Source organism: Bacillus sp. MYb209, from assembly GCF_002975175.1.
Lineage (GTDB): Bacteria > Bacillota > Bacilli > Bacillales > Bacillaceae_G > Bacillus_A.
Window position 1 is genome coordinate 66,864 of record NZ_PCNZ01000006.1, and the last position, 21,513, is coordinate 88,376.

The window sequence follows — 21,513 nt, forward strand, 5'->3', positions numbered from 1 at the left end:
GGAAGGAAAAGTTATTATGAAAAAATTGGGGAACATCGTCCTATTTATCGGTTTTCTCACCATTATCTTTTCATTTGGCATATTATCGCTTCTCAAAACTGACCGAGCAGTTTCGCCCGTTGAAAATCGTCCGCTCGCTCAAAAACCAGCTCTTACGAAAGAAGCTCTCGCAAATGGTAGTTTCTTTAAAGACTTTGAGACATATACAAACGATCAATTAATCGGAAGAGATGATCTCATAAAAAACTATACACTTACCCAAATTAAAATGGGCAAGTCTCTCATTAACGATATTATTCTAACTGATGATAAATGGCTTCTAAAAAACCCTGCTTGGACTACAAAATATAATGAGATTGACCAAGCTATGCCAGCTGTAAAAGACTTATCTCAGTTTTTAAAAGAACAAAATATTGAGTTTTACTTTGCCTTACCACCGTCCAAAACGAATGCATTATCATTTAAATTGCCTTCTCATATTCACACATATGCACAGGAAAATTTAAATTATTTTCTAAATAAACTTCCAGCGGACGTAAAGCCAATTAAACTCATGGAACATTTCAAGAAAAACTATACAAATGAAGAAATACAAAGTATGTACTTCAAAACAGACCATCACTGGAATATGGATGGTGCCTTCTTAGGCTATCAATATATAATGAACACAATCGCGCAACAATCTTCTATATATAAAGGAAAAGAAATAAAAAAAGAAGATTACACTCGTACGTGTGCTCCTAATAAACATCTAGTCGGAAGCTTTAACAACCAGCTATACCAACTAATCGATGCGACTGGAGAAAAACTATGCTACTACACACCGAAAGACGGTTTCAACTTTACGAGCTTAGCCGCAAAAGATGTAAACGGCACCGTATGTCGCACATTAGATGAACTATATGGCGTAGGAAAACAAAAAGACACAACATCATACGCAGGCTACTACACAAACGACTATCCAGAAATCGTCATCGAAAATAACAATGCACCAAATGATGTACGAGCTTTAGTCCTAAAAGACTCATTCGCAAACGCAATCGTGCCTCACTTAGCACAAAGCTTCAAACACACATCCATCCTCGACCTTCGTCACTATCACGAAAAGGATGTATATCAATACATTAAAGACAACAATATTAACATGGTATTGTTTGTGTATAGTGATTCGAACTTGAGTGGTGAGATGTTTAAGTTTAAACAATAAAAGAAGCCTCTTGTAAACAATTTACAAGAGGCTTCTTCTTATTTATTCCGCTATTTGTGGGAAATAATAAATTAAACTATTATGGGTTTCGACATTGTTATTATTTCACTTGTACCTTCTCTTTTTTTATCACTACCTTCAACTACAAAAAGGAGAAAGAGCTAGGAAATTTCCCTCTACCTCTCTAAAACTAAGATTACATCCCTCTTTTTATAGACTCTTTTGCATGTAAGTCACTAATAATATGTTTGGATGCTCTTGAAATTTGTTCTCGTAATTCCTCTACCCTTTGCCCTAAAGTTTCTTGCATATCTTCTTTTTGTTCTATTTGGTTGATTGCCATGCTATATAGTGTCCCTGGCGTCCAACCTCCATCTACACTCCCAATACTTGGTTGGTTTACTTGTTGTACAAACGAATCAATCTTTGGATCATATGAAATGCCAATCATAGGAGTATTAGCAACTGCCGCTAATATAAGAGCATGGAGTCTCATTCCGATTAGCAAGGAGCATTCTGATAAAATAGAGATTTTTTCATGAATATCCATTTTATAAGGGAGCATGTGTGCTTCTTCTCCCATCAAATTAATGATTTCCCTTGATGCATTTTGATCAAATGGACCATGCATCGGTACAAATAAAATATGATATCCCTCTTGCTTAAGTCTTTTTAGCGTGCCTGCTAACTTCTTCATATAATTTTCTTTTGCATCCCAGTACCGTACACTAACCGCAACAACTTTCCCTTGTAAAGAATGTTTTTGCAGCCAATTGGTCTTCTTTTTTTCTGGTATACAAGCTAATACTGGATCTGGAACAAGTTCGATGTCTTTCTTAATACCAATTTCTTTTAAGTACAAAAAAGAGTCTTCATCACGCACTGATATATATTCAGACTTCGATATATGCCATTTCACCAATAAACGATTTCGCTTCTTCGTAATAGGCCCGATTCCTTGGGCATAAATATAATACGGCTTTTTCAACAAAAGAGCCAACCGCATAATACCTGTATAATATAGAATACTTCTTATACTCGTCTTATCTTGCAAGAGGCTACCGCCTCCACTAATTAAACCATTACTTTTCTTTATTTCTCGGTAAATCGCTCTTATATCCCAACGATTTACCGCCTCTACACCGTACATTTCCCTTGTATAGTCGGGGTCATTAGAAAGTACAACAAGCTCAAGAGTAGGATCCTCTTCATGCAGCGCTTTAATAATTGATTGTAAAATTGCTTCGTCCCCAACATTATAAAAACCATAATATCCTGATAAAACTAACCGCACTCTTAGCCTCCTCCAACATTTCATAATCAACTCTTTTTGTAATTAAACAAATTGCTATTAATTCCTTACCGAGAAAGGTTTGATAACTTCAAATTGAATTCTTTTAAAAACATATAACAAACCATACTTATTTATAATGCTGTTCATTTTCTATAATAATCGAATTTATTTACGTAAAAACGGAATTTGTTCTTTCGATATCCAGTTTAATTTCAACGCACATACGCCATATAACAAGGAAGCTATCCCTAGCGCTACAGCACTATATATCATTGCAAAAAGTCTAGAATCTGTCACATTGATAAGTGTAGACACAAAGTATAATGCTGCCCCTAAAATACTAGATACTACAATCACCGCTATAAATTTCCCTATATGTATTGGATAGGAAAGGTCTTTTCTAATATAAATGTAATTCGCAATACAAATCAGTATATATATGATTAGAGTACTATACGCTACTCCATTTATACCAACTTGTTTTACTAGCGTTATATTTAAAATAATTTTTACGAAACTCGCACCAATGATAATCCATGCCGCTTGCATTGAACGCTTAATCCCTTGCAAAATTCCTATTGATAATACCGTAAGTGATGTGAAATACGAACTACCAATTAAAATGGCTAGCATGCCACTTCCTTTTGTGTCTGTAAATAATCCAACATTAAGCGGTACTGCGAGCGCCATAAGCCATATCGTTAGCGGCATTGTTAAAACATGCGCAAACTCATTTGTGCGCTTTACTGTCAATTTAGCCAGAGCTATATCTTTTTTTGTTAAAGCAGCTGTTAATAATGGAATTAATGGAAATACCATTGCGCTTGCAAGTACAACAATTAATTGCGTAAATGCAAAACCACGGCTATATATACCGAATTGCTCTTGAATAGTTGCAGAAGATTCATGTAGTACATGTGGAATTGTTACGGAATCAACTAAATTTAAAACCGGCATAGATAACGCTCCAATGGCAATGGGAATTGAAACACGGAGTATTTTTTTCGCGTTTTTCTTAAAGTCTTGTAACGAATACGTTTTACTCTTATAACGATACGTGCTTCTCACATATTTTACTCGTAAATATATAAGTGACGTAATAACGCCAAAGCAAGAACCAATCATCGCTCCACCTGTTATGATATCACTACTTTTATTCCAATATACAAATACATAAGCAATCGTTAGCATAAAGAACACGCGAATCAACTGCTCAATTACTTGTGATACGCCCGTAGGTATCATATCTCCAAATCCTTGGAAATATCCACGATACACTGCCATGTATGGTGCGATTAACAAGGCAAATGAAGTAACAATTAATGGTAGCCTCGTCTCTTGTCCACCAAGCATATTTGCAATGCTACTCGATCCAATGATAATAATTAAAAATCCGAATATCCCACATATAACACCGATAATAGATGCGGACGTAAACAATTTAGCAATTCCGTCCCAATCATTTTTTTCATGAAGTTCAGCAATTAGCTGGGATATTGCTAGCGGAACCCCCGCTACTGATAAAGTTAAGGCTATCATATATACAGGAAAAACGAGGCGAAAAATCCCAAGTACTTCATCTCCCGCTATATTTTGCAATGGAATTTGAAAAAAACTCCCCACCACTTTCGATAGGAACGTTGTAATGGTTAAAATTGCAGCGCCTTTTACAAACTTTTTATTCATCTTCTATCTCTTTTCTTTCAAATATGATCTAAATAAATATCAAGTCAGTATTCTTGCTTAATCTAGAGAAACTTCACTCTATTTCATTTAGTTATCATACCAAATTTCTTATATATTGAATACTCTCATTCCAAATATAATATGTACAATATAAGATTATTCCTATCCCGTTTTCCCTTAAATTTACTACTTTTACTTATTCAAGATAAACCTGTAATATACTGTATCTCTTGTCAGTAAGAGGATTGTTGCAACACGCTAAATTAAGTGAAATAATTCTTAAATTTCCCTTTTCAAGAAGAAGTTGAGCAATCCGAAAAAACAGACGAAATGTGGCTTATTCAATCATCTTAAGTTTATATTTTCGTTAACCGTACACAATTAATTTGTGAAGGTAGCCATTTCTCAAATCCTGAATATAATTTGAAGCTAGATGATCTAATTGATGCTCAACAGATTTATAAAATCCAGACATAAGGATTCTCCACATAAACAACACATGTCTAAATAATAAGAACCCCCACACTCTACAACGCAACTCGTGTGAAGGTTCTTATTATTATATTGCCTCAGCTTTCAAAAACTGTAATTTTTCTTTTTGCTCATCATTCGCCATCATCACTATCGTCTTTTCAACATGCGGATGTACATGTTCAAGTGTCACACTCGCTCCTACTTTATCCGATTGCTCAACAAAGTTTAATAACGCCATAGCTCCTGATACGTCCATATAGCGTACATCTTTCATACGTAAACTAACTGGTGACTTCACATCTTGTAAAGAAGCAAAAATACGATCTACTGATAGAAATGAAAGTGGTCCCTGAATCGTATACGTCGCTTCTTTTTCTTTTATAATAGAAGCTTTACGTTCTTTACACTTCACCATGTATATAATGAAAGAAAGAATAATGCCCAACGCAACAGCAACCATTAAATCGAATTTCACTGTCACAACCATCGTCACGAACATAACAATCACATCACCCTTTGGGGCTACATGTGCTTTCCTCATGCTTTCCCAATCGAACATACCTATGCCAGTTAAAATTAAAATACCTGATAATACAGCAAGCGGAATATATTGTACCACTGAACCGAGTCCCATAATGAAAATGAATAAGATGACACTATGCATACAAGCTGAAAGTGCCGTCTTCCCCCCGCTTCTTATATTGACGATGGATCTAACAGTTGCACCTGCTCCTGCTAATCCGCCGAACAAACCGCTCGCAATATTACCAATACCTTGTCCGATTAACTCTTTATTACTTTTATGACGTGTCCCCGTCACATTATCCATTACGACAGACGTTAATAATGAGTCAATTGATCCTAGTAAAGCAATACTAAGTGCTGGTAATACAAGTGCTAACATGCCATTTGCGTCTAAATTCGGTACGTGAAGAGATGGCATCGCCTCTGGAATTGCACCAATCTTTTCAATCATCTTATTTAAAGAAAGAGTTCCTACAACTGGTAAGTTTACCGTAATTCCTTGTAGCATAGAAGAAAATAATGGCAACGTTACTGTAACACCTACTAATGCTACTAAACTTGATGGAATGGCCTTAATCCATTTTCCAGAAACAATCATTACGATGATCGTTAATAACACAAGTAAAAAGCTATTTTGTACGTGCTTCATTTCACCTAAAATAATGATTAGTGCAATCCCATTCATAAACCCTGAAACAACAGGATACGGAATATAACGAACATAAGAACCGAGCTTACATACACCAAATAAGATTTGAAATAACCCTGCCATCATAAATGCAATAAAACTTGCTTCTAATCCGTGAGTTGCAATAACGCCTGTTGCAATAACTGTAATCGGCCCAGTAGGACCCGTTACTTGCCCCGGTGTACCGCCAAATAACGCCGCAAACAAACCTGCAAAAATCGCACCATACAATCCGACTAGCGCTCCTTCAGACGTTCCCGTTGCGGCAATACCAAATGCAATTGCTAGCGGCAAAGCAACAATCGCAACAGTAAACCCTGCTAAACATTCCTTTGCTATTTTTTGAAACATAAAAATAACCACCTTCGTATAAAGTCCACGTTCCATTGTACACCTAAAAATACTCATTCGTTAGCCAGTTTATAAAAAACTCTTTACAGTCTCGTGAAGTAAACGTCTACATTTATAAATAACCTTCCCAAGTCAAACTAAAAAACAGCAATATGACGAATCTATCTTTGGAAACAAACCTGACTATGCTATAATGAACAAATTAAATCTTTTACTATATACTTGGAGGCACTATGCTAACTTTTGAAGAAAAATTATCAATTATTGAATCTTTCCCGGAATTAGAAAGAAAGAACGTATCATTAAAACGCGTAAACTTTCACTTTGAAGAAAGTCGTTTAGATAAAAAGAACGTTGTATATCATTTACACCCAAATGGAAACGGATTTGTATATGCAAACTTCATTAAAGGTTATAAAACAGATGATAAAGGCATGATTAACATCCGTGAGTTTTCAGAAGAAGAACTGCGTTCATTAATTGAAAAAGTAATTGAACGTCTATCACAGGAGCAAGAGGAAATTGTAGCACCAATGGAACCTGCTGCCGAAGAAGAATGGCGTAACGAAGACGGTCATATCCTAACTCTTATTCAAGAGGATGACATGTGGAACGTTTACGCTGGCGTAAACTTAGACGGTACATTCAACTCTTATCCAGAAGCTGCGGAATACCTTGATGAAGAAGGTTTCTCACGTAAATAATACGTTCGTTCCTTACTACTCATGAGGCCGTCCCAATTTTTTTGGGACGGCCCTCTTTTTATTAATAGGTAGGCTATTATTGTCTTATTTTGTATTTAAGTCAATATATGTAAAGTTGTGTTCGATATAATTTCATGCACTGTTGCAATTTCCCCCAATAAGAACCTAACTCCATTCCATAAAATTATGGAATCAAAACTTCTTATTCTCACTATCCCCTATAAAAATTTGAATTTGACAACTATAAGACTCCGTATTAAAAAAATCATTAACTAACTCTACTTCAATAAAACTCTCCACTTCTATATTATTTTCTTCTGTATATTTAATTATAGTATTTCGACGTTCTTCTTCATTTTCTTTACTATACGCTAATGTTACATAGTTCCCGCTCGGTAATACTTTTATATTTTGCATCTCTTCCATATGTACATGATCTTGCACCTTATTAAAAACATACTTTGGCTCTACATCCCACTTTTCATTGATATTGTATAGAATACCCATTTCCATTGACATCTTATCTTCATAATCTTGAATGATTTTCTCTAAATTAGAATAGTACAGTAACTCCTGTAAACTCCCCACTTCTTTGCATGGCGCTACAATCACATTCCGCTGCTCAAAGAACTGAATACATACTTCATCACTTTTTAATATTTCCTGTGAACTCCCTACTTTCTCATTTAACCCATCAATCGTTTCAATTACCTCTTTCATTTTCTTTATATGCTCTTCCGCTTCCGCTCTCTTTAATTGTAAAAATTGCAACAACTTGTCCGTATTACATTCCTTAAAAATCTCTTGAAGTTCTACTATACTAGTGTTCAACTCTCTACAGCTTTTTATAATATCAATGTGAATGAATTGATCTATAGAATAATATCTATATCCTGTTGATTCATCAATATGTTTTGGAATAAGAATTCCCACCTTATGATAGTACCTTAACGCCTTTATCGTAATATCCTTTATTTTTGCAACTTCTCCAATAGAAAATAATGTTTTCACATGAATCTCTTCCTTTTTATTTTTATCCTACTACTATTGACTCTCCCCTTAGAGGAGACCTTACTATTTATAATAAGTCATTTACATTGATAAAGGGAGTATACAATTATGAACACAGTAAAATATAGAAGTCTAGTTAAGGAGGACTATGAGCCTATAAAACATTTAATTGGCGAGGCATTTGGATTTAATGAATTCATTACAGATAAAAAATTTTTAAATTCAATATTAAACTTCTACCTACACAGTTGTATTTTAGGAAGTTCCTTTAGTAAGGTAGCTGAAAAAGATAATAAAATTATCGGTGTCATTTTAGGCGATTCCGAAAAAGATAAAAACCGTTTAAAGAAATTCCATAATAGTTTTAGCTTTGCCTTTAACACGCTGAAACTATTCATGACGAATAAAGAGAATAGAGGATTTTTAAAAGCATTTATAAAAGTTCAAAAAACATATAAAGAACTAATTCAAGGAAAAGAAGATCATTTTCAAGGCTGCATACAATTATTCATCGTATCCGAAGAATCTAGAGGTCTTGGAGTTGGGAAATCTTTACTAAACGACCTATTCCACTATATGACAAAAGAAGATGTAACATCTTTATATTTATATACAGATAACGAATGCAACTATGGATTTTATGACAAACAAAACTTCCAACGTATACAAGAAAAAGCAGTTAATTTCGGACCAAAAGAAGAAGACTTTAACATATTTTTATACCGCTATGACTTTAACTAATAGTAACATTTGCACTTCAATGCTCTTTGCTAATTAGCAAAGAGCTATATTAAGTATGATATCACTCGCGAGTGGTTGTCAAAAAATCATACTAACTTAAATCCTCCAGCCAAACTCTTCTACTACTATTGTTTCAGTTCGATTAGTGCGAAAAAGAGGAAGATGTGTAACAACTTCAATTTAAAAAGGAGCGCACAACATGGAATGGATTCACGAATTATTTCAGGAATATGGGTATTATGTAGTACTTATTGGATTACTTTTAGAATATATTGCTCTTCCGTTTCCAGGAGAGCCAACATTAGCCTATGCAGGATTTTTATCACATCAAGGTGATTTAAGTTTACCAATTTTAATTATTTTATCCTTTATTGGGACAAGCGTAGGTATGACATTCCAATACTTTTTAGGAAATAAACTTGGCATGCCTTTCATTCAGAAATACGGGAAATATGTATTTTTAACAGAACGAAAAATTAATTTAACGAAAATGTGGTTTGATAAATACGGATATTTTCTAATCTTTATCGTCTTTTTCATTCCAGGCGTCCGCCACTTTACAGGATACTTTGCAGGAATTATCAACTTACCGTTTCGCCGCTTTGCGATGACAATTTATTCAGGCGCCCTATTTTGGGTATCCTTCTTCTTAATCGGTGGTTACTGGTTAGGGGAAAACTTAGAAGATATATTCATGGTACTTGAACAACACATTTGGAAAATCATCTTTGGCATTATTATCATTACGCTAATCACCCGATTTCGCAAAAAATTAAAGCATGTGGTTTTAAAACGTATAAATTAAAACAATAAGTAGCATCCCACTTAGCTATGTACAAAAATAATAAAAAGCGGAGACCCATAGTCTCCGCTTTTTCACATACATTTTGTTTCCGAACTAACTCTCACGCTCATTAATTTTTTTTACGTCTAAACAACATCGCTCCAAAAATTAATGCGAACATACCTGCAATAATAGAAGTAGATTCAGTTGATGCTCCCCCTGTTTGAGGAAGTAACTTTGATTGCTTATTATTTTCTTTACTAGATGGTACTTCAGATTTATTTTGTACATCTTGTTTGCTTTGTGCTTCTACTTTACCTTGTACCTCTTGTTTGTTTTGTACTTCCGGTTTTTCTGTTATCTCTGGTTTCTCTAACACATTTGGCTCTTCTGTCACCTTTGGTATTTCCGATTTTCATGGCTCTTCTATTTCTATTGTTGTTTCTTCTTTATTTTGCTCTTCTTCTGGTATTACTAAGATCTCCGGTTTTTCTGTTACCTCTGGCTTCTCTAATACATTTGGTTCCTCTGTTACCTTCGGTGTTTCCGGTTTTAATGACTCTTCTATTTCTTCTGTTGTTTCTTCTTTACTTTCTTCTTCAATCGGTTTTACCCAGATTTCCGGTTTTTCTAACACATTCGGTTCTTCTGTCACCTTTGGTTCTTCCGGTTTTTCTTCTGTTAACTCTTCTGTTGTTTCTTCTTTATTTTGCTCTTCTTCTGGTGTTACTAAGATCTCCTGTTTTTCTGTTACCTCTGGCTTATCTAGCTCATTCGGCTCTTCTGTCACCTTTGGTTCTTCCGGTTTTTCTTCTTTTAACTCTTCTATTGTTTCTTCTTCCACTTGTTCTTCTTCTGGTTTTACCCAGATTTCCGGTTTGTCTGTTACCTCTGGCTTATCTAGCTTATTCGGCTCTTCTGTCACCTTTGGTTCTTCCGGTTTTTCTTCTCTCAACTCTTCTGTTGTTTCAACTTGTTCTTGCTCTTCTGTTGGTTTTATCGACACTCCCGGCTTTTCTTTCACCTCTGGCTTCTCAAGCACATTTGGCTCCTCTGTCACCTTTGGTTCTTCTGGTTTTTCTTCTTTCAAGTCTTCTGTTGTTTCAACTTGTTCTTGCTCTTCTGTTGGTTTTACCGACACTTCCGGCTTTTCTTTCACCTCTGGCTTCTCAAGCACATTCGGCTCCTCTGTCACCTTTGGTTCTTCCGGTTTTTCTTCTTTCAACTCTTCTGTTGTTTCCAACTTACCTTCTTCTTCTACTTCTGTTGCTTCCTGTATCTTTATATTCGTAATATCATATCCATTAACTTTCGATTGATATACCGCTACTGGATGCTCTTTTACTGTGTACGTATAGGCATTACCGTCATTATCATATGCAGGTATATTTGCAAATGTATAATTCCAACCGTTTGCTGCTGTCACGTCTTGTGTCTGGATTACGTCACCATTTTTCAGTAAGTCTACTTGAATCGTGCTCGGACGATCTGTTGCATTGTTATCATTCCAAGTCTTCGTTCCTGAAATGGATGTCGTTTTCACCTTATTCGGAATCATCAACTTTACACCTTTTTGAGCAGTTGCATCAACTGTAAAGTCGAATTTTTTTGAGGATCAAAATCCACATATTCTGGAGCTTTAATCTCTGTTACATAGTAATTTCCTGGGTCTAAATTAGAAATTTCAACAATACCTTCTGCACCCGTTGTATACGTATCGCCAATTTGTTCACCCGATTCCTTATACAACTTAAACGTAACATCTGGGATGAATTTTGTATTATCTCCTTCAATGTGCTTCACAATTCTTAGCGTACCTTTAGGTGGTAAATCACCTTGTGCACCGCCACCTGCGTTTATATTTTTAACCCATGCATTCTTTGAAACAGTTACTGGCGGCTGATTAAAAATCTGGTAATCAATTGTATAATCATTATAAAACTCATCTTGATTCATTCCGCTATCAGTTATAATCGAGCTATATCGAATACTGATACCCTTACCACTTACCTGATCCTTATAACCTCTAAGGGAAAAAGAGTTACCGTTAAGCGTAATCGTACCATAACCTTGATCGATAAATTGTTGCGGAGTTACACCCGTATTTCCGACTATTATAATAAACCCTTCCTGCTTCAGCGTTTGATATGATTGTAAAGTATCAGTCAAAACAATATCAGCACCTAACTGTTCCTTGTTACTACTAGTGTTTACATTCAACTCCCATTTCACCTCATTGGGAGCGTCTGGGTAAATTTCACCTGTTTTGTAGATAAATGATGATGGACCCGTCGATTCTGTGGGGCCCTTTAATTGTTACCCTTTGAGTTGCTAAACTTGTGCCTAAATTTGTATCAACTGGTATCGTTTGATTCATTCCTACATTACTAGTTGCTTTAAATTCAAAATACAAATAACCTCTAATATTTTGAAGTTTCTCAACCATATCATTAAATGTACATACCACATTCGTTGATGTTACTTGGCAAGTACCAAAGCTAACACCTGTATCATTCTGTAAATCAATCGTTTTACTATATCCTGCTAATTCTGCCGGTAGCGTTAATGTTACTGTGTCTCCAGCCTTCATTTGATTTCCAGATTTATCACTAAAATCTACTCTTATTCCCGATCGTTCTCCATAATTTAATTCCGTTTTGTTGAATGTAAAACGATCAACAAATCCTGTTGTGTTTAATTCTTGAGCACTTCCTATAATAGGCATAAAAACTTGTCCAATAATAACAGTAAAAATAAAACAGATTACAGATATTCTTTTTAAATATGTACTCATAAAGCCTCCAATTCTAATTCTCACATTTTTCTGTTGTGGAATCTTTCCCACCTTAAAAAAGGTTACAACTAAAGAATATTTGCAGCATCAAACTATCTTTAATCATGCAAAACAAAGCAGTAAACAACACGATTCATTAACCATATTGTTCCTTTCTACTTCTTGTTTTGGCAGCCAACAATAAATATTAGTACTTATAAAAATACATTACAAGACTGTTCATTTATATATTAATTTATTACTATATTCATACTACCAAAATATACTAAATCACCATTTTAGTCAAAGGGTCATCTGATGACTGGGTGTTTTTCTCTTTCGAATATTATCCAGTACCATTCTCTCCTAATAACTTTATTCCACTCGCACTGAAGCACGAACATATTCCGAAATTACACACCTATATTTACTATTTTAATATTTCTCATCCACTTCAAAATCCTACCTATTTAAAACAGGTAATATGATTTTAAAATCAAATCATTAAACAAAAATATATTCTACTATAATAATAGGAAGTAATTATAAATAGAAGGTACATACAAATTTTTTAGCCTGCGATCTCCCCATCTTTAATAATTTTACAATAATAAGGCTACCTTTCTTTATTAAGAAAGATAGCCTCATTTGTATAGACGACTGCTCTATCGCCTAGTTTTTCGCGCCTTTCAACGACTCTCTCAGCACAAATTTTTGTAATTTTCCACTCGCATTACGCGGAAGTTCATCCACAAATAAATAATGACGTGGACGTTTATAGTCTGCTAATTCATCACTTTCTTTACAATATGTTTCTAAATCAACTTCTGAAATATTTTCATCTTTCTTTACAACGACCGCAACGACACGCTCTCCCCATAGTTCATCTGGCTCACCAAGTACTGCAACATCTAATACACCAGGGTGACTATGAAGGAAATCTTCAATTTCACGAGGATAAATATTTACACCACCGCTAATTACCATATCATCAACGCGATCTGCAACGAATAAATAGCCGTCTTTATCGAAGTATCCTAAATCACCAGAATGATACCAGCCTTTATACATCGATTTTACATTTGCTTCTTCTCGATTATGATATCCAGCCATCATAGTTGGGCCGCGCAAAATAATTTCCCCTACTTCATACGGAGGCAACATATCATCTGGCTCTGCCGGTGCATCTTCGTTCGGTTTGACGATTCGAATTTCATGGCTAAAGCATGGTGTTCCTGCTGAACCAGCTTTCGTAATTTGATCCTCTTCTACAAGAAACGCAACAACCGGTCCCATTTCTGTCATTCCGTAAATTTGGACAAGATCAATATAAAGACGCTCTTTACATTCCTTCACTAGCGCTGGAGCCATCGCAGCCCCGCCATATACACCGATCTTCATCGAAGTTAAATCATACTTAGTTAGATCTTTTTGCAGTAACATATTCCACATCGTTGGTGCTGCAAAAAACGTCGTAATCTTCTCTTCTTGAATGGTATGTAATACTCTATCCGTATCAAAATGATGTAAAATAACATTCTTTCCGCCAACTTGAATGCGCGGTATTATTCCAGCATTTAACTCGCCGCAATGATATAAAGGTGCTACCACAAGCCCGGCGCTATCCCTGTTATATTTTATGAAATACGTACAAATCATACTATGCTCAGCCATATCACGATGGCGATGTAGTACGCCTTTCGGATGACCCGTCGTACCACTCGTATAAAGCATAGAGCAATAATCCATTTCATCGACTACAATATCTACTTTTTCAGCTGATGCTTCATTTACTTTTTCATGGTAAGAACTAGCATAGGAAGGTGTATCGTCTTCTACATACCAAAAAGACGAATTTGGAAAATCTCGTTCAATCATAGCAACTGTTGATTCGACTGCTTTTTCAAAGACAACTACTTTCGAGGCTGCATCTTGGAGGATATACGATAATTCTTTTGCTTTTAAGCGGAAATTAATTGGATTGAAGATCGCGCCAATTTTCGCACAGGCTAAGTAAACGTTTACAAATTCACGACAGTTATATAAGTAAACAGATACACAATCTCCCTTTCTTACTCCTTCTTTCAATAGAGCTTGCGCCGTTTTATTTATTTGCTCATCCCACTGTTTATATGTCCAACGAATATTTTTTTCTGGTTCTACTAACGCCTCTTTATTCGGATACTTGCCAACTGCCAAATCAAAAATTCTCCCTATCGTCATGTACATGCCAACAATTTCCCCCTTTTCTCTTTCATAAATCTATCATTTCGTCTATAAGTAGACATTGTCCTCTAATAATTTGACTAATTTTTCTGATTATTATCGACATAGTTTTACAAACAGTGCGGCATCTTGGTAAATGAAATTATATCGGCTATTTTTAAGATATATCGAGTTACCGACAAAAACTGACGACAATAGTCCCCTATATTAAAAAGAAGCCATCCCAAAATTGGGACAGCCTTCTTCTCCTTACACGAATAGCTCTTCTAAAATTTTCAGTTTATCTTCTGTATATTTCACGAAGCCATCGTTATATGATTTTGGATCTTTCGGATTCGCAAAGTGTGTAATTGCTCCTGTTTGTGGGTGAACAAATTTACTTGATGCCCCGCAACCAAGTCCGATAATCGATTGTACTTCTTCCATAATAACAATATTATAGATACTTTCTTGCGTCGGCATTGCATAACCAACGTTTTCTAAGTTACCTAAAATATTTTTTTGACGATATAAATAGTATGGTACGTAATTATGGTTCTTCGTCCACTCTTCCGCCTCATGCATCATCGCAGTAATTTCTTCGCGACCAGCTACTTTATATTTACGTTTGTTTTGCGTCATTTCAGAAGCACGTTTAAATGATAACGTATGAACTGTTAACGATTCTGGCATTAACGTTTCTGTTTCATCTAACGTGTGCTTGAAAATGTCTAATCCTTCACCAGGAAGACCAATAATTAAATCCATGTTAATATTGTTCATTCCCATTTCACGTGCTAAATGATACTTCTCAATCGTTTCTTCTACAGTGTGATGACGTCCAATTGCTTTTAGTGTTTCTTGATGGTATGACTGCGGATTAATACTAATACGGTCAATGTTCCATTTATTTAACACTTCTAGCTTTGCTGGTGTGATCGTATCTGGGCGACCTGCCTCAACTGTTACTTCACGTACATCTTTCACATCTGGGAATGCTTCGTACATCTCTTCATAAAGCATATCCATCTCTTCTGCTGTAATACTCGTCGGTGTACCGCCGCCGTAATAAATCGTCGTAACTGTAACACCTTTTTCTTTTAAAAACTTACCAATTTCACGAACTTCATAATGTAACCCGCCTAAGAACGAATCAACTGATCCTTGGCGTCCGTTAATTGCATAAGCCGGGAACGTACAGTACGCACATTTTGTAGGACAAAACGGAATACCGATGTAAATACTTACTTCTTCTTTCAAACGGTATAAATCCGGAACAACCGCTAATTGGCAATCAACAATACGCTGAAGAAGTTCAATTTTCTCTTCATGAATTAAATAACTTTCACGAAGTTCTTTATGCGCTTCTTCTTTTGACATACCATTTTGAAGCAGTTTGTGAAGAAGTTTCGTTGGGCGTACCCCAGTTAATATTCCCCAGCTCTGTTCAAGTCCAGTTAGCTGTTGAAGTACAGAAAGATATACGTAAGAAACAACATGTTTCACTTGCTTCATACGTTCTTTTTCTTCTGTGAAAGCAGATAAATCTTTAGAGAATGTTTCTTCATATACATTTCCAGTCGCAACATCTGTTAAACGAGCCGATGCTGTCACATTACCTTCTATCTGTATATCAACGATAAGATTTGCTTCTTCTTTATCAAACCCTATCGTGCTCTCTTCAAAAAATAAACCGCCAATATTTTGTAGCGGACGTAAAAAACGATCGTCTTGTAACGTTTTAATTGAAATTAACAACATTATCACCTTTTCATTTGCAAACTCTCTTTAGTTTACTTGAAGGGCGTTTGCAGGTCAATACAGAAGGTTTTACCTTATTTTTTATATCCTATTTACAACTCGCTGAATATTGATTTTTCACGTATTGAAGCTTAAACAAGAAAAAAACGTAGCGAAAACGCTACGTTTTTTCTTTCTTCATTTCCGCAAATGCTTATGATTTTTCAAAAACGGAAGCGGGAATTGCTTACGGAAGTGTTCTTTAATCATATACTCTACGCCGTTCTCAGTATTAGAACGTGTAATCCAGTCTGCGGCTTGCTTTAATTCTACAGGCGCGTTCCCCATTGCTACCCCAAGCCCAACATTTTCAATTACATCTAAGTCTTCTGTGCTATCTCCAATCGCAACCATTTCACTAAGGTTAATATTTAAATGCTCCCCAAGTAATTGTAAACCACGTAGTTTTGATACATTTTGAGGGAGAATTTCTATACGTCTCTCATCACACTCGACGTACTCTACATCTTGAAATGCCTTTCTTAACGTATTCATCCCTCTTTCTTTTTCACCTTTCGTATGAAAAACGATATCAATTTTTGGTGCACCTACTGGATGATCACGCAGTGCATCCCCTAGCGAATCTACAAATTGAACCGGATAAAATAATGGATCTGCGCTTGATAATACAGTACGCGCAATTAAGTTTGGTGTATTTCTCTCACGATTCCCAATTGAATATCGTTCATGAGAAATGCGAACATTACAATCAAAATGCTCTAACACTTGCACGATATTAAAGGTTTTCTCTTCAGATAATCTCCTTTGAACGAACGGCTTATCTAACGTTGCTGAAATGAAAGCACCACCGTGTGTAACTAATATAGAATCTAATTTTAACGCCTTCGCTATTTTATGAGCAGATTGAAAATTACGATTCGTAAATAATGTAACGTATACATCTTTTCTTTTCACAAAGTCAATTGTCTCCCGTAACCCTTTGGCAATTTTTCCGTTGTTGTATAGTAGCGTCCCATCTATATTAAGAGCTAGTAAGCGATAAATCATGTCGCACTCCCCCTCTTCGCTGTTGTACTCTATCCATAATTTATGAAATAAATGTAGTAAATAGAACGAGTTAGAATTACTACTCAAAATTTGGTTTACTATATACATATACGACTGGCAAAGGAGATAGTACAATGCAGGCACCACCTTCTTTTTATGAAGGCGATACTTTAGAGGTCGCAAAGAAGTTACTCGGACATAAACTCGTTCATATTGTAGACGACATAAAGCGAAGCGGAATTATTGTAGAAGTAGAAGCATACAAAGGTCCAGATGATAAGGCCGCTCATAGTTACGGAGGCAGACGGACTAATCGAACAGAAGTAATGTTCGGCGCACCAGGACATGCTTACGTATATTTAATTTACGGTATGTATCATTGCTTTAACGTAATTACAGCACCAATCGGCACCCCGCAAGGAGTTCTTATTCGTGCTCTTGAACCTGTAGACGGAATCGAAGACATGACACTAGCGCGCTACAACAAAACCGACATTACGAAAACTCAGTATAAAAACTTAACAAATGGCCCTGGAAAACTATGCCGCGCACTCGGAATCACTTTAGAAGAGCGCGGAGTATCACTTCAAAGCGATACGTTACATATTGAATTAGTTCCTGAAGAAGGCCATTTATCATCCGCACATAACATAATAGCTGGTCCTCGTATTAATATTGATTATGCAGAAGAAGCTGTGCATTATCCGTGGCGGTTTTATTATGAGGGGCATCCGTTTGTTTCAAAGTAATAAGCATATACAAAGGGAGAGACTATGAGAGGCAAACCTGAATTAAAAATAAAAGCAGAAAAATTATATAAAACTAAGAAAAACCCTAAAGGAATGTTTGTGGCGAGAATACTACAAGTTCCGAAAGAAGATAAGTTAGACTTTGTTCTTATTGTGCAAAACAGAAAAACGAAAAAAATTACTTATAAAAAAGTTTCAGTCACAACAGATAACGACTACTATTCTTTCCGACTCGCTCGCGGGAATATTGAATGGTCATCCTTATATACTCTTACAGTGTGGGATGGGCTTGGGCATCAATTGGTAGAAGTATCAGCCGTAACAGGTAAAGAAAATTATTTCATTTCTGATGAGCATTGTTCAGCATATCGGAAGTAATCCAAAAATAAAAGAGAAGCCAAATCGGCTTCTCTTTTTACTCCGCGCCTTCCGCGGTCGCAATATCATTCTCTAAGTTTTCTCTCGATAATTCCGCCGCCATAAAATCAGCTGTTTCCGGAAGTGCTAAATGCATATGCGCTTTTTGACAAATTTGGATCGCACAGTTTTCTACAACATAATCGAAAACATGTCCGCCCCCGCTTCTTTCATCATCAATATAATGTAAGTGAAACCCCGCTACACCGATACCTTGTGCGTAATCTGGTGTCCAAAATCCAGCCAACGTACCTTCTGTATTTTCAAATGAAAAGATCGGTTGTGATTTCGTCACTTCAACGAGCGGTGTATATGGTTTTTCTTGTCTTGGAACTGTTCTCGTTCTTACTTCACGGAACGTACCGTCCATTCGAATCGCATAAAATAAGTTTTTACTTGGCATCAATTCATGTAGTAACGCTTCAACTTCTTCACGATTCATCGGACGCTCTACCCGATAACTCATTTCTTTTTCAAAAAACGTTACAGTCGCAAACGGTGTTGTTTCTTCCGGTTCTACTTTTTCTGCGGAGCCGTCTGAACGTAAATGGTAAAATTCGTTATCAAACGCAATCATTTCACCATCTAATTGATCAAATGTGCCGATGCCGAAATCACCACGTTCTTTCAATTCTTCAAAATTAATAACACCATCATATATACCATCTAATAACGCAAGCATTGTTGAAGTTTGATATACTTCATTATTCGTTTTCGTTCTTTTTGCATCAATATCAATTACTTGTGCAACACTCATCTCACTCACGCCCATCTTAATTTAATTGATTTGGTAATAGTTTTTCACTTAACTTAATGTTGTCACGGTAATCGATTGGAATATCAACAATGACAGGGCCTTCTGCTTCTAACGCTTCTCTCAATACACCTTCTAATTCGTCTGGTGTATTGACACGAAGACCTATTGCACCGAAACTTTCTGCATATTTCACAAGATCAACATCGCCAAATTCTGTAGCTGATGTTCTACCGTATTTCATCATTTGTTGGAATGCAACCATATCATACGTACCGTCTCTCCATACAAGATGTACAATCGGTGCATTTAAACGTACCGCTGTTTCTAACTCCATCGCTGAGAATAAGAAACCACCGTCACCTGATACGGAAACTACTTTTTTACCTGGTTCTACTAAAGTAGCAGCAATTGCCCAAGGAAGTGCGACACCTAATGTTTGCATACCGTTACTAAATAATAGTCTACGTGGTTCATAAGAACGGAAACATCTTGCCATCCAAATGTAATGGGAACCGATGTCACACGTAACAGTTGTATCGTCATCAATTAAAGAGCGAAGTGTACGAATAACTTGAAGTGGATGCGTAACACCTTCTGACGCACGGTTTGGAACTTCTGCTTGTTCTGATAATTTCATGCGTAATCGTTCTAAAACTGCTTCTGATTTCGTATTTAATACAAGTTTCGGTAATCTCTCTGCGATACTATTTACAGTTAAGGCAATATCGCCAATTAATTCACGCTCTGGTTGATAATCATGGTCGATATCTGCTTGATGGTCATCAAGATGAATAATCGTTCTGTCTCCAAGTTTATTCCAGAATTTCGGATCATACTCAATTGGATCATAACCGATAGAAATAACAAGATCCGCTTCTTCTAGTAAAATATCACCTGGTTGGTTACGGAATAATCCAACGCGGCCGAAGAAATGATCTTCTAACTCACGTGAAATCGCACCAGCTGCTTGATATGTTTCAACGACAGGAAGTTCTGTATCCGCAATTAATTCGCGAACGGCTTTCGTCACTTCATTTGTGCTCGCTCTCATACCGAGTAAAATAACTGGTAATTTCGCTGATTTTATTTTTTCTACTACATATGTAATTTCATGTGTGGGAGCGATTCCAAGCTGTGGCTTAGAAAGCGCACCGATAGACTCTACAGTCGTTTCCGCCGTCATAACGTCTTGCGGAAGGCTTACTAAAGTTGCTCCTGGATTTGTGGAAGTAGCACTTCGAAATGCATTACTTAATGCTTCTGGCACATTATCTGGATGCTCTACTTCTACGCTATATTTTGTGATTGGTTCGAATAGTGCTGCATTATCCATAGATTGATGCGTACGTTTTAAGCGATCAGTACGCGGAACTGCACCAGCTAAAGCAACAACGGGATCACTCTCCGCATTCGCAGTAACAAGACCTGTCGCTAAATTTGATGTCCCTGGTCCTGAAGTTACAAGACATACGCCTGGTTTCCCTGTTAATCTACCAATAGCAGCTGCCATAAATGCTGCGTTTTGTTCATGACGACAAACAATTAACTCTGGTCCTCTTTCTTGCAGTACATCAAATACAGAGTCAATCTTCGCTCCTGGAATACCGAAAACATGTGTAACACCTTGTTTAATTAAACAATCAACAACAAGATCTGCTCCTTTTGTTTTTGTTTTCACGTCGTTTGCTTTTACATCTGTACTCAAACTAATCATTCCTTTGTTTCATAATGTGTGTAATAAAGATTTTAACTTCACCTAGTTAATTAATGTGGTGAATTATTATTTATTATTATAGTACAAATGCATTATTTTTCCAACGATATGAATTTGACAGTATTTTGACAAACAAAAGGAAAACCCTTACATTTTTCTACAATAAAAAAGACGCCCCGATATTCCAGGAGCGTCTTCTCTCATTAAGCTTGTTGTTGCGCGCTATATAATTCTTCAAGTGGCTGCATAATGATTTTGTTAACGTCAGTGATAACGATGTTTAAACGTTGCTCAGTTTCCATTAACTTTGTGATTTTAGCATCTTGTTGAATGCGAGATACAACTTCTTGTGCTTTTTGGTTGTCTTCTTCAGTGATTTCTTGGCCTTGCATCATTTTTTGTTGTAAACCAAGTTGCATCGTGCGGAACTCTTCGAATAAGTTCTTTGACTCTGCATCTCCTTGTACTGCTGCGTAGCTTGCTTTTAATGTTTGGAAATCTTCGTTTTCAGCGATTGCTTTTTGTAACTCATATGCAACATCATGAATGTTTTTTGTCATTTTATTTTCCTCCTTTAGAAGGCTAGCGCTTTTCATGCGCACTGCCTTTTAAGTGCATTTACATC

The 21,513-nt window shown here is 36.1% G+C and carries 20 protein-coding genes; 6 read left to right on the forward strand and 14 right to left on the reverse strand.

Features of this window, described 5'->3' with window-relative positions; translation table 11 throughout:
• Nucleotides 1-16: 16 nt before the first annotated feature.
• Complete coding sequence (patB1, locus tag CQZ94_RS13095; protein ID WP_105585738.1) at nucleotides 17-1,207, forward strand: secondary cell wall polysaccharide O-acetyltransferase PatB1; 1,191 nt, start codon at nucleotides 17-19, stop codon at nucleotides 1,205-1,207.
• A 196-nt stretch (nucleotides 1,208-1,403) separates the two neighbouring features.
• Here patB1 and csaB read toward each other — a convergent pair whose 3' ends face one another.
• The 3 genes from csaB to CQZ94_RS13110 form a co-directional block, all read right to left on the reverse strand.
• On the reverse strand, nucleotides 1,404-2,501 hold the full coding sequence (gene csaB, locus CQZ94_RS13100) for a polysaccharide pyruvyl transferase CsaB (protein ID WP_105585739.1): 1,098 nt from the start codon (nucleotides 2,499-2,501) through the stop codon (nucleotides 1,404-1,406).
• 165 nt (nucleotides 2,502-2,666) lie between these two features.
• Nucleotides 2,667-4,187, reverse strand: coding sequence for a putative polysaccharide biosynthesis protein (locus CQZ94_RS13105; protein WP_105585740.1), 1,521 nt, complete (start codon nucleotides 4,185-4,187; stop codon nucleotides 2,667-2,669).
• A 559-nt stretch (nucleotides 4,188-4,746) separates the two neighbouring features.
• On the reverse strand, nucleotides 4,747-6,225 hold the full coding sequence (locus CQZ94_RS13110) for a SulP family inorganic anion transporter (protein WP_105585741.1): 1,479 nt from the start codon (nucleotides 6,223-6,225) through the stop codon (nucleotides 4,747-4,749).
• 233 nt (nucleotides 6,226-6,458) lie between these two features.
• Between CQZ94_RS13110 and CQZ94_RS13115 the strand changes: the two genes are divergently transcribed.
• Entirely contained in the window at nucleotides 6,459-6,929 is a 471-nt protein-coding gene (locus CQZ94_RS13115; RefSeq protein WP_016119669.1) for a hypothetical protein, read from the forward strand.
• A 192-nt stretch (nucleotides 6,930-7,121) separates the two neighbouring features.
• Here the strand turns inward: CQZ94_RS13115 and CQZ94_RS13120 are convergent, their stop codons facing one another.
• Nucleotides 7,122-7,940, reverse strand: coding sequence for a MerR family transcriptional regulator (locus CQZ94_RS13120; RefSeq protein ID WP_105585742.1), 819 nt, complete (start codon nucleotides 7,938-7,940; stop codon nucleotides 7,122-7,124).
• A 108-nt stretch (nucleotides 7,941-8,048) separates the two neighbouring features.
• Between CQZ94_RS13120 and CQZ94_RS13125 the strand changes: the two genes are divergently transcribed.
• Nucleotides 8,049-8,681 (forward strand): GNAT family N-acetyltransferase, encoded by a 633-nt coding sequence (locus tag CQZ94_RS13125; RefSeq protein ID WP_105585743.1) that lies wholly within the window; start codon nucleotides 8,049-8,051, stop codon nucleotides 8,679-8,681.
• A 199-nt stretch (nucleotides 8,682-8,880) separates the two neighbouring features.
• Nucleotides 8,881-9,486 carry a DedA family protein gene (locus tag CQZ94_RS13130; RefSeq protein ID WP_105585744.1) on the forward strand — a complete coding sequence of 202 codons (606 nt, stop codon included), beginning with the start codon at nucleotides 8,881-8,883 and terminating at the stop codon, nucleotides 9,484-9,486.
• Between the two features lie 109 nt (nucleotides 9,487-9,595).
• Here CQZ94_RS13130 and CQZ94_RS31735 read toward each other — a convergent pair whose 3' ends face one another.
• The 7 genes from CQZ94_RS31735 to CQZ94_RS13165 form a co-directional block, all read right to left on the reverse strand.
• Nucleotides 9,596-9,862 (reverse strand): LPXTG cell wall anchor domain-containing protein, encoded by a 267-nt coding sequence (locus CQZ94_RS31735; protein WP_105585745.1) that lies wholly within the window; start codon nucleotides 9,860-9,862, stop codon nucleotides 9,596-9,598.
• Between the two features lie 18 nt (nucleotides 9,863-9,880).
• On the reverse strand, nucleotides 9,881-11,023 hold the full coding sequence (locus CQZ94_RS31740; protein WP_105585746.1) for a Cna B-type domain-containing protein: 1,143 nt from the start codon (nucleotides 11,021-11,023) through the stop codon (nucleotides 9,881-9,883).
• 5 nt (nucleotides 11,024-11,028) lie between these two features.
• Nucleotides 11,029-11,685 carry a prealbumin-like fold domain-containing protein gene (locus CQZ94_RS31745; protein WP_258166021.1) on the reverse strand — a complete coding sequence of 219 codons (657 nt, stop codon included), beginning with the start codon at nucleotides 11,683-11,685 and terminating at the stop codon, nucleotides 11,029-11,031.
• 37 nt (nucleotides 11,686-11,722) lie between these two features.
• Nucleotides 11,723-12,190: an Ig-like domain-containing protein gene (locus CQZ94_RS31750; RefSeq protein WP_258166022.1), complete on the reverse strand. Its 468-nt coding sequence runs from the start codon at nucleotides 12,188-12,190 to the stop codon at nucleotides 11,723-11,725.
• A gap of 720 nt (nucleotides 12,191-12,910) precedes the next feature.
• Nucleotides 12,911-14,467: a fatty acid--CoA ligase gene (locus tag CQZ94_RS13155; protein WP_105585749.1), complete on the reverse strand. Its 1,557-nt coding sequence runs from the start codon at nucleotides 14,465-14,467 to the stop codon at nucleotides 12,911-12,913.
• Between the two features lie 246 nt (nucleotides 14,468-14,713).
• Entirely contained in the window at nucleotides 14,714-16,204 is a 1,491-nt protein-coding gene (locus tag CQZ94_RS13160) for a coproporphyrinogen III oxidase (protein WP_142395830.1), read from the reverse strand.
• Nucleotides 16,205-16,381: 177 nt separating this feature from the next.
• Nucleotides 16,382-17,251 (reverse strand): Cof-type HAD-IIB family hydrolase, encoded by an 870-nt coding sequence (locus CQZ94_RS13165; protein WP_105585751.1) that lies wholly within the window; start codon nucleotides 17,249-17,251, stop codon nucleotides 16,382-16,384.
• Nucleotides 17,252-17,385: 134 nt separating this feature from the next.
• Here CQZ94_RS13165 and CQZ94_RS13170 point away from each other — a divergent pair, with 134 nt between their 5' ends.
• Complete coding sequence (locus CQZ94_RS13170; protein WP_105585752.1) at nucleotides 17,386-18,000, forward strand: DNA-3-methyladenine glycosylase; 615 nt, start codon at nucleotides 17,386-17,388, stop codon at nucleotides 17,998-18,000.
• 24 nt (nucleotides 18,001-18,024) lie between these two features.
• Nucleotides 18,025-18,378, forward strand: a complete 354-nt coding sequence (locus tag CQZ94_RS13175) for a hypothetical protein (protein WP_105585753.1) — start codon at nucleotides 18,025-18,027, stop codon at nucleotides 18,376-18,378.
• Between the two features lie 37 nt (nucleotides 18,379-18,415).
• On the opposite strand, the gene alsD is transcribed toward CQZ94_RS13175, so the two are convergent.
• From alsD to CQZ94_RS13190, 3 genes are all read right to left on the reverse strand, one after another.
• A complete protein-coding gene (gene alsD / locus CQZ94_RS13180; RefSeq protein ID WP_105585860.1) occupies nucleotides 18,416-19,174 on the reverse strand; it encodes an alpha-acetolactate decarboxylase in 759 nt (252 codons plus the stop codon).
• A 16-nt stretch (nucleotides 19,175-19,190) separates the two neighbouring features.
• Nucleotides 19,191-20,879 carry an acetolactate synthase AlsS gene (alsS, locus tag CQZ94_RS13185; protein ID WP_105585754.1) on the reverse strand — a complete coding sequence of 563 codons (1,689 nt, stop codon included), beginning with the start codon at nucleotides 20,877-20,879 and terminating at the stop codon, nucleotides 19,191-19,193.
• Nucleotides 20,880-21,091: 212 nt separating this feature from the next.
• Complete coding sequence (locus CQZ94_RS13190) at nucleotides 21,092-21,448, reverse strand: YlbF/YmcA family competence regulator (protein WP_105585755.1); 357 nt, start codon at nucleotides 21,446-21,448, stop codon at nucleotides 21,092-21,094.
• Between the last annotated feature and the right edge of the window lie 65 nt (nucleotides 21,449-21,513).

Excerpts from the sequence above, each read along its gene's own strand:
- patB1 (WP_105585738.1), top strand. The coding sequence starts at position 17 with ATGAAAAAATTGGGGAACATCGTCCTATTTATCGGTTTTCTCACCATT.
- CQZ94_RS13105 (WP_105585740.1), bottom strand. The coding sequence starts at position 4,187 with ATGAATAAAAAGTTTGTAAAAGGCGCTGCAATTTTAACCATTACAACG.
- CQZ94_RS13110 (WP_105585741.1), bottom strand. The coding sequence starts at position 6,225 with ATGTTTCAAAAAATAGCAAAGGAATGTTTAGCAGGGTTTACTGTTGCG.
- CQZ94_RS13115 (WP_016119669.1), top strand. The coding sequence starts at position 6,459 with ATGCTAACTTTTGAAGAAAAATTATCAATTATTGAATCTTTCCCGGAA.
- CQZ94_RS13125 (WP_105585743.1), top strand. The coding sequence starts at position 8,049 with ATGAACACAGTAAAATATAGAAGTCTAGTTAAGGAGGACTATGAGCCT.
- CQZ94_RS13130 (WP_105585744.1), top strand. The coding sequence starts at position 8,881 with ATGGAATGGATTCACGAATTATTTCAGGAATATGGGTATTATGTAGTA.
- CQZ94_RS31740 (WP_105585746.1), bottom strand. The coding sequence starts at position 11,023 with ATGATTCCGAATAAGGTGAAAACGACATCCATTTCAGGAACGAAGACT.
- CQZ94_RS31750 (WP_258166022.1), bottom strand. The coding sequence starts at position 12,190 with ATGCCTATTATAGGAAGTGCTCAAGAATTAAACACAACAGGATTTGTT.
- CQZ94_RS13155 (WP_105585749.1), bottom strand. The coding sequence starts at position 14,467 with ATGTACATGACGATAGGGAGAATTTTTGATTTGGCAGTTGGCAAGTAT.
- CQZ94_RS13160 (WP_142395830.1), bottom strand. The coding sequence starts at position 16,204 with ATGTTGTTAATTTCAATTAAAACGTTACAAGACGATCGTTTTTTACGT.
- CQZ94_RS13165 (WP_105585751.1), bottom strand. The coding sequence starts at position 17,251 with ATGATTTATCGCTTACTAGCTCTTAATATAGATGGGACGCTACTATAC.
- CQZ94_RS13170 (WP_105585752.1), top strand. The coding sequence starts at position 17,386 with ATGCAGGCACCACCTTCTTTTTATGAAGGCGATACTTTAGAGGTCGCA.
- CQZ94_RS13175 (WP_105585753.1), top strand. The coding sequence starts at position 18,025 with ATGAGAGGCAAACCTGAATTAAAAATAAAAGCAGAAAAATTATATAAA.
- alsD (WP_105585860.1), bottom strand. The coding sequence starts at position 19,174 with ATGAGTGTTGCACAAGTAATTGATATTGATGCAAAAAGAACGAAAACG.
- CQZ94_RS13190 (WP_105585755.1), bottom strand. The coding sequence starts at position 21,448 with ATGACAAAAAACATTCATGATGTTGCATATGAGTTACAAAAAGCAATC.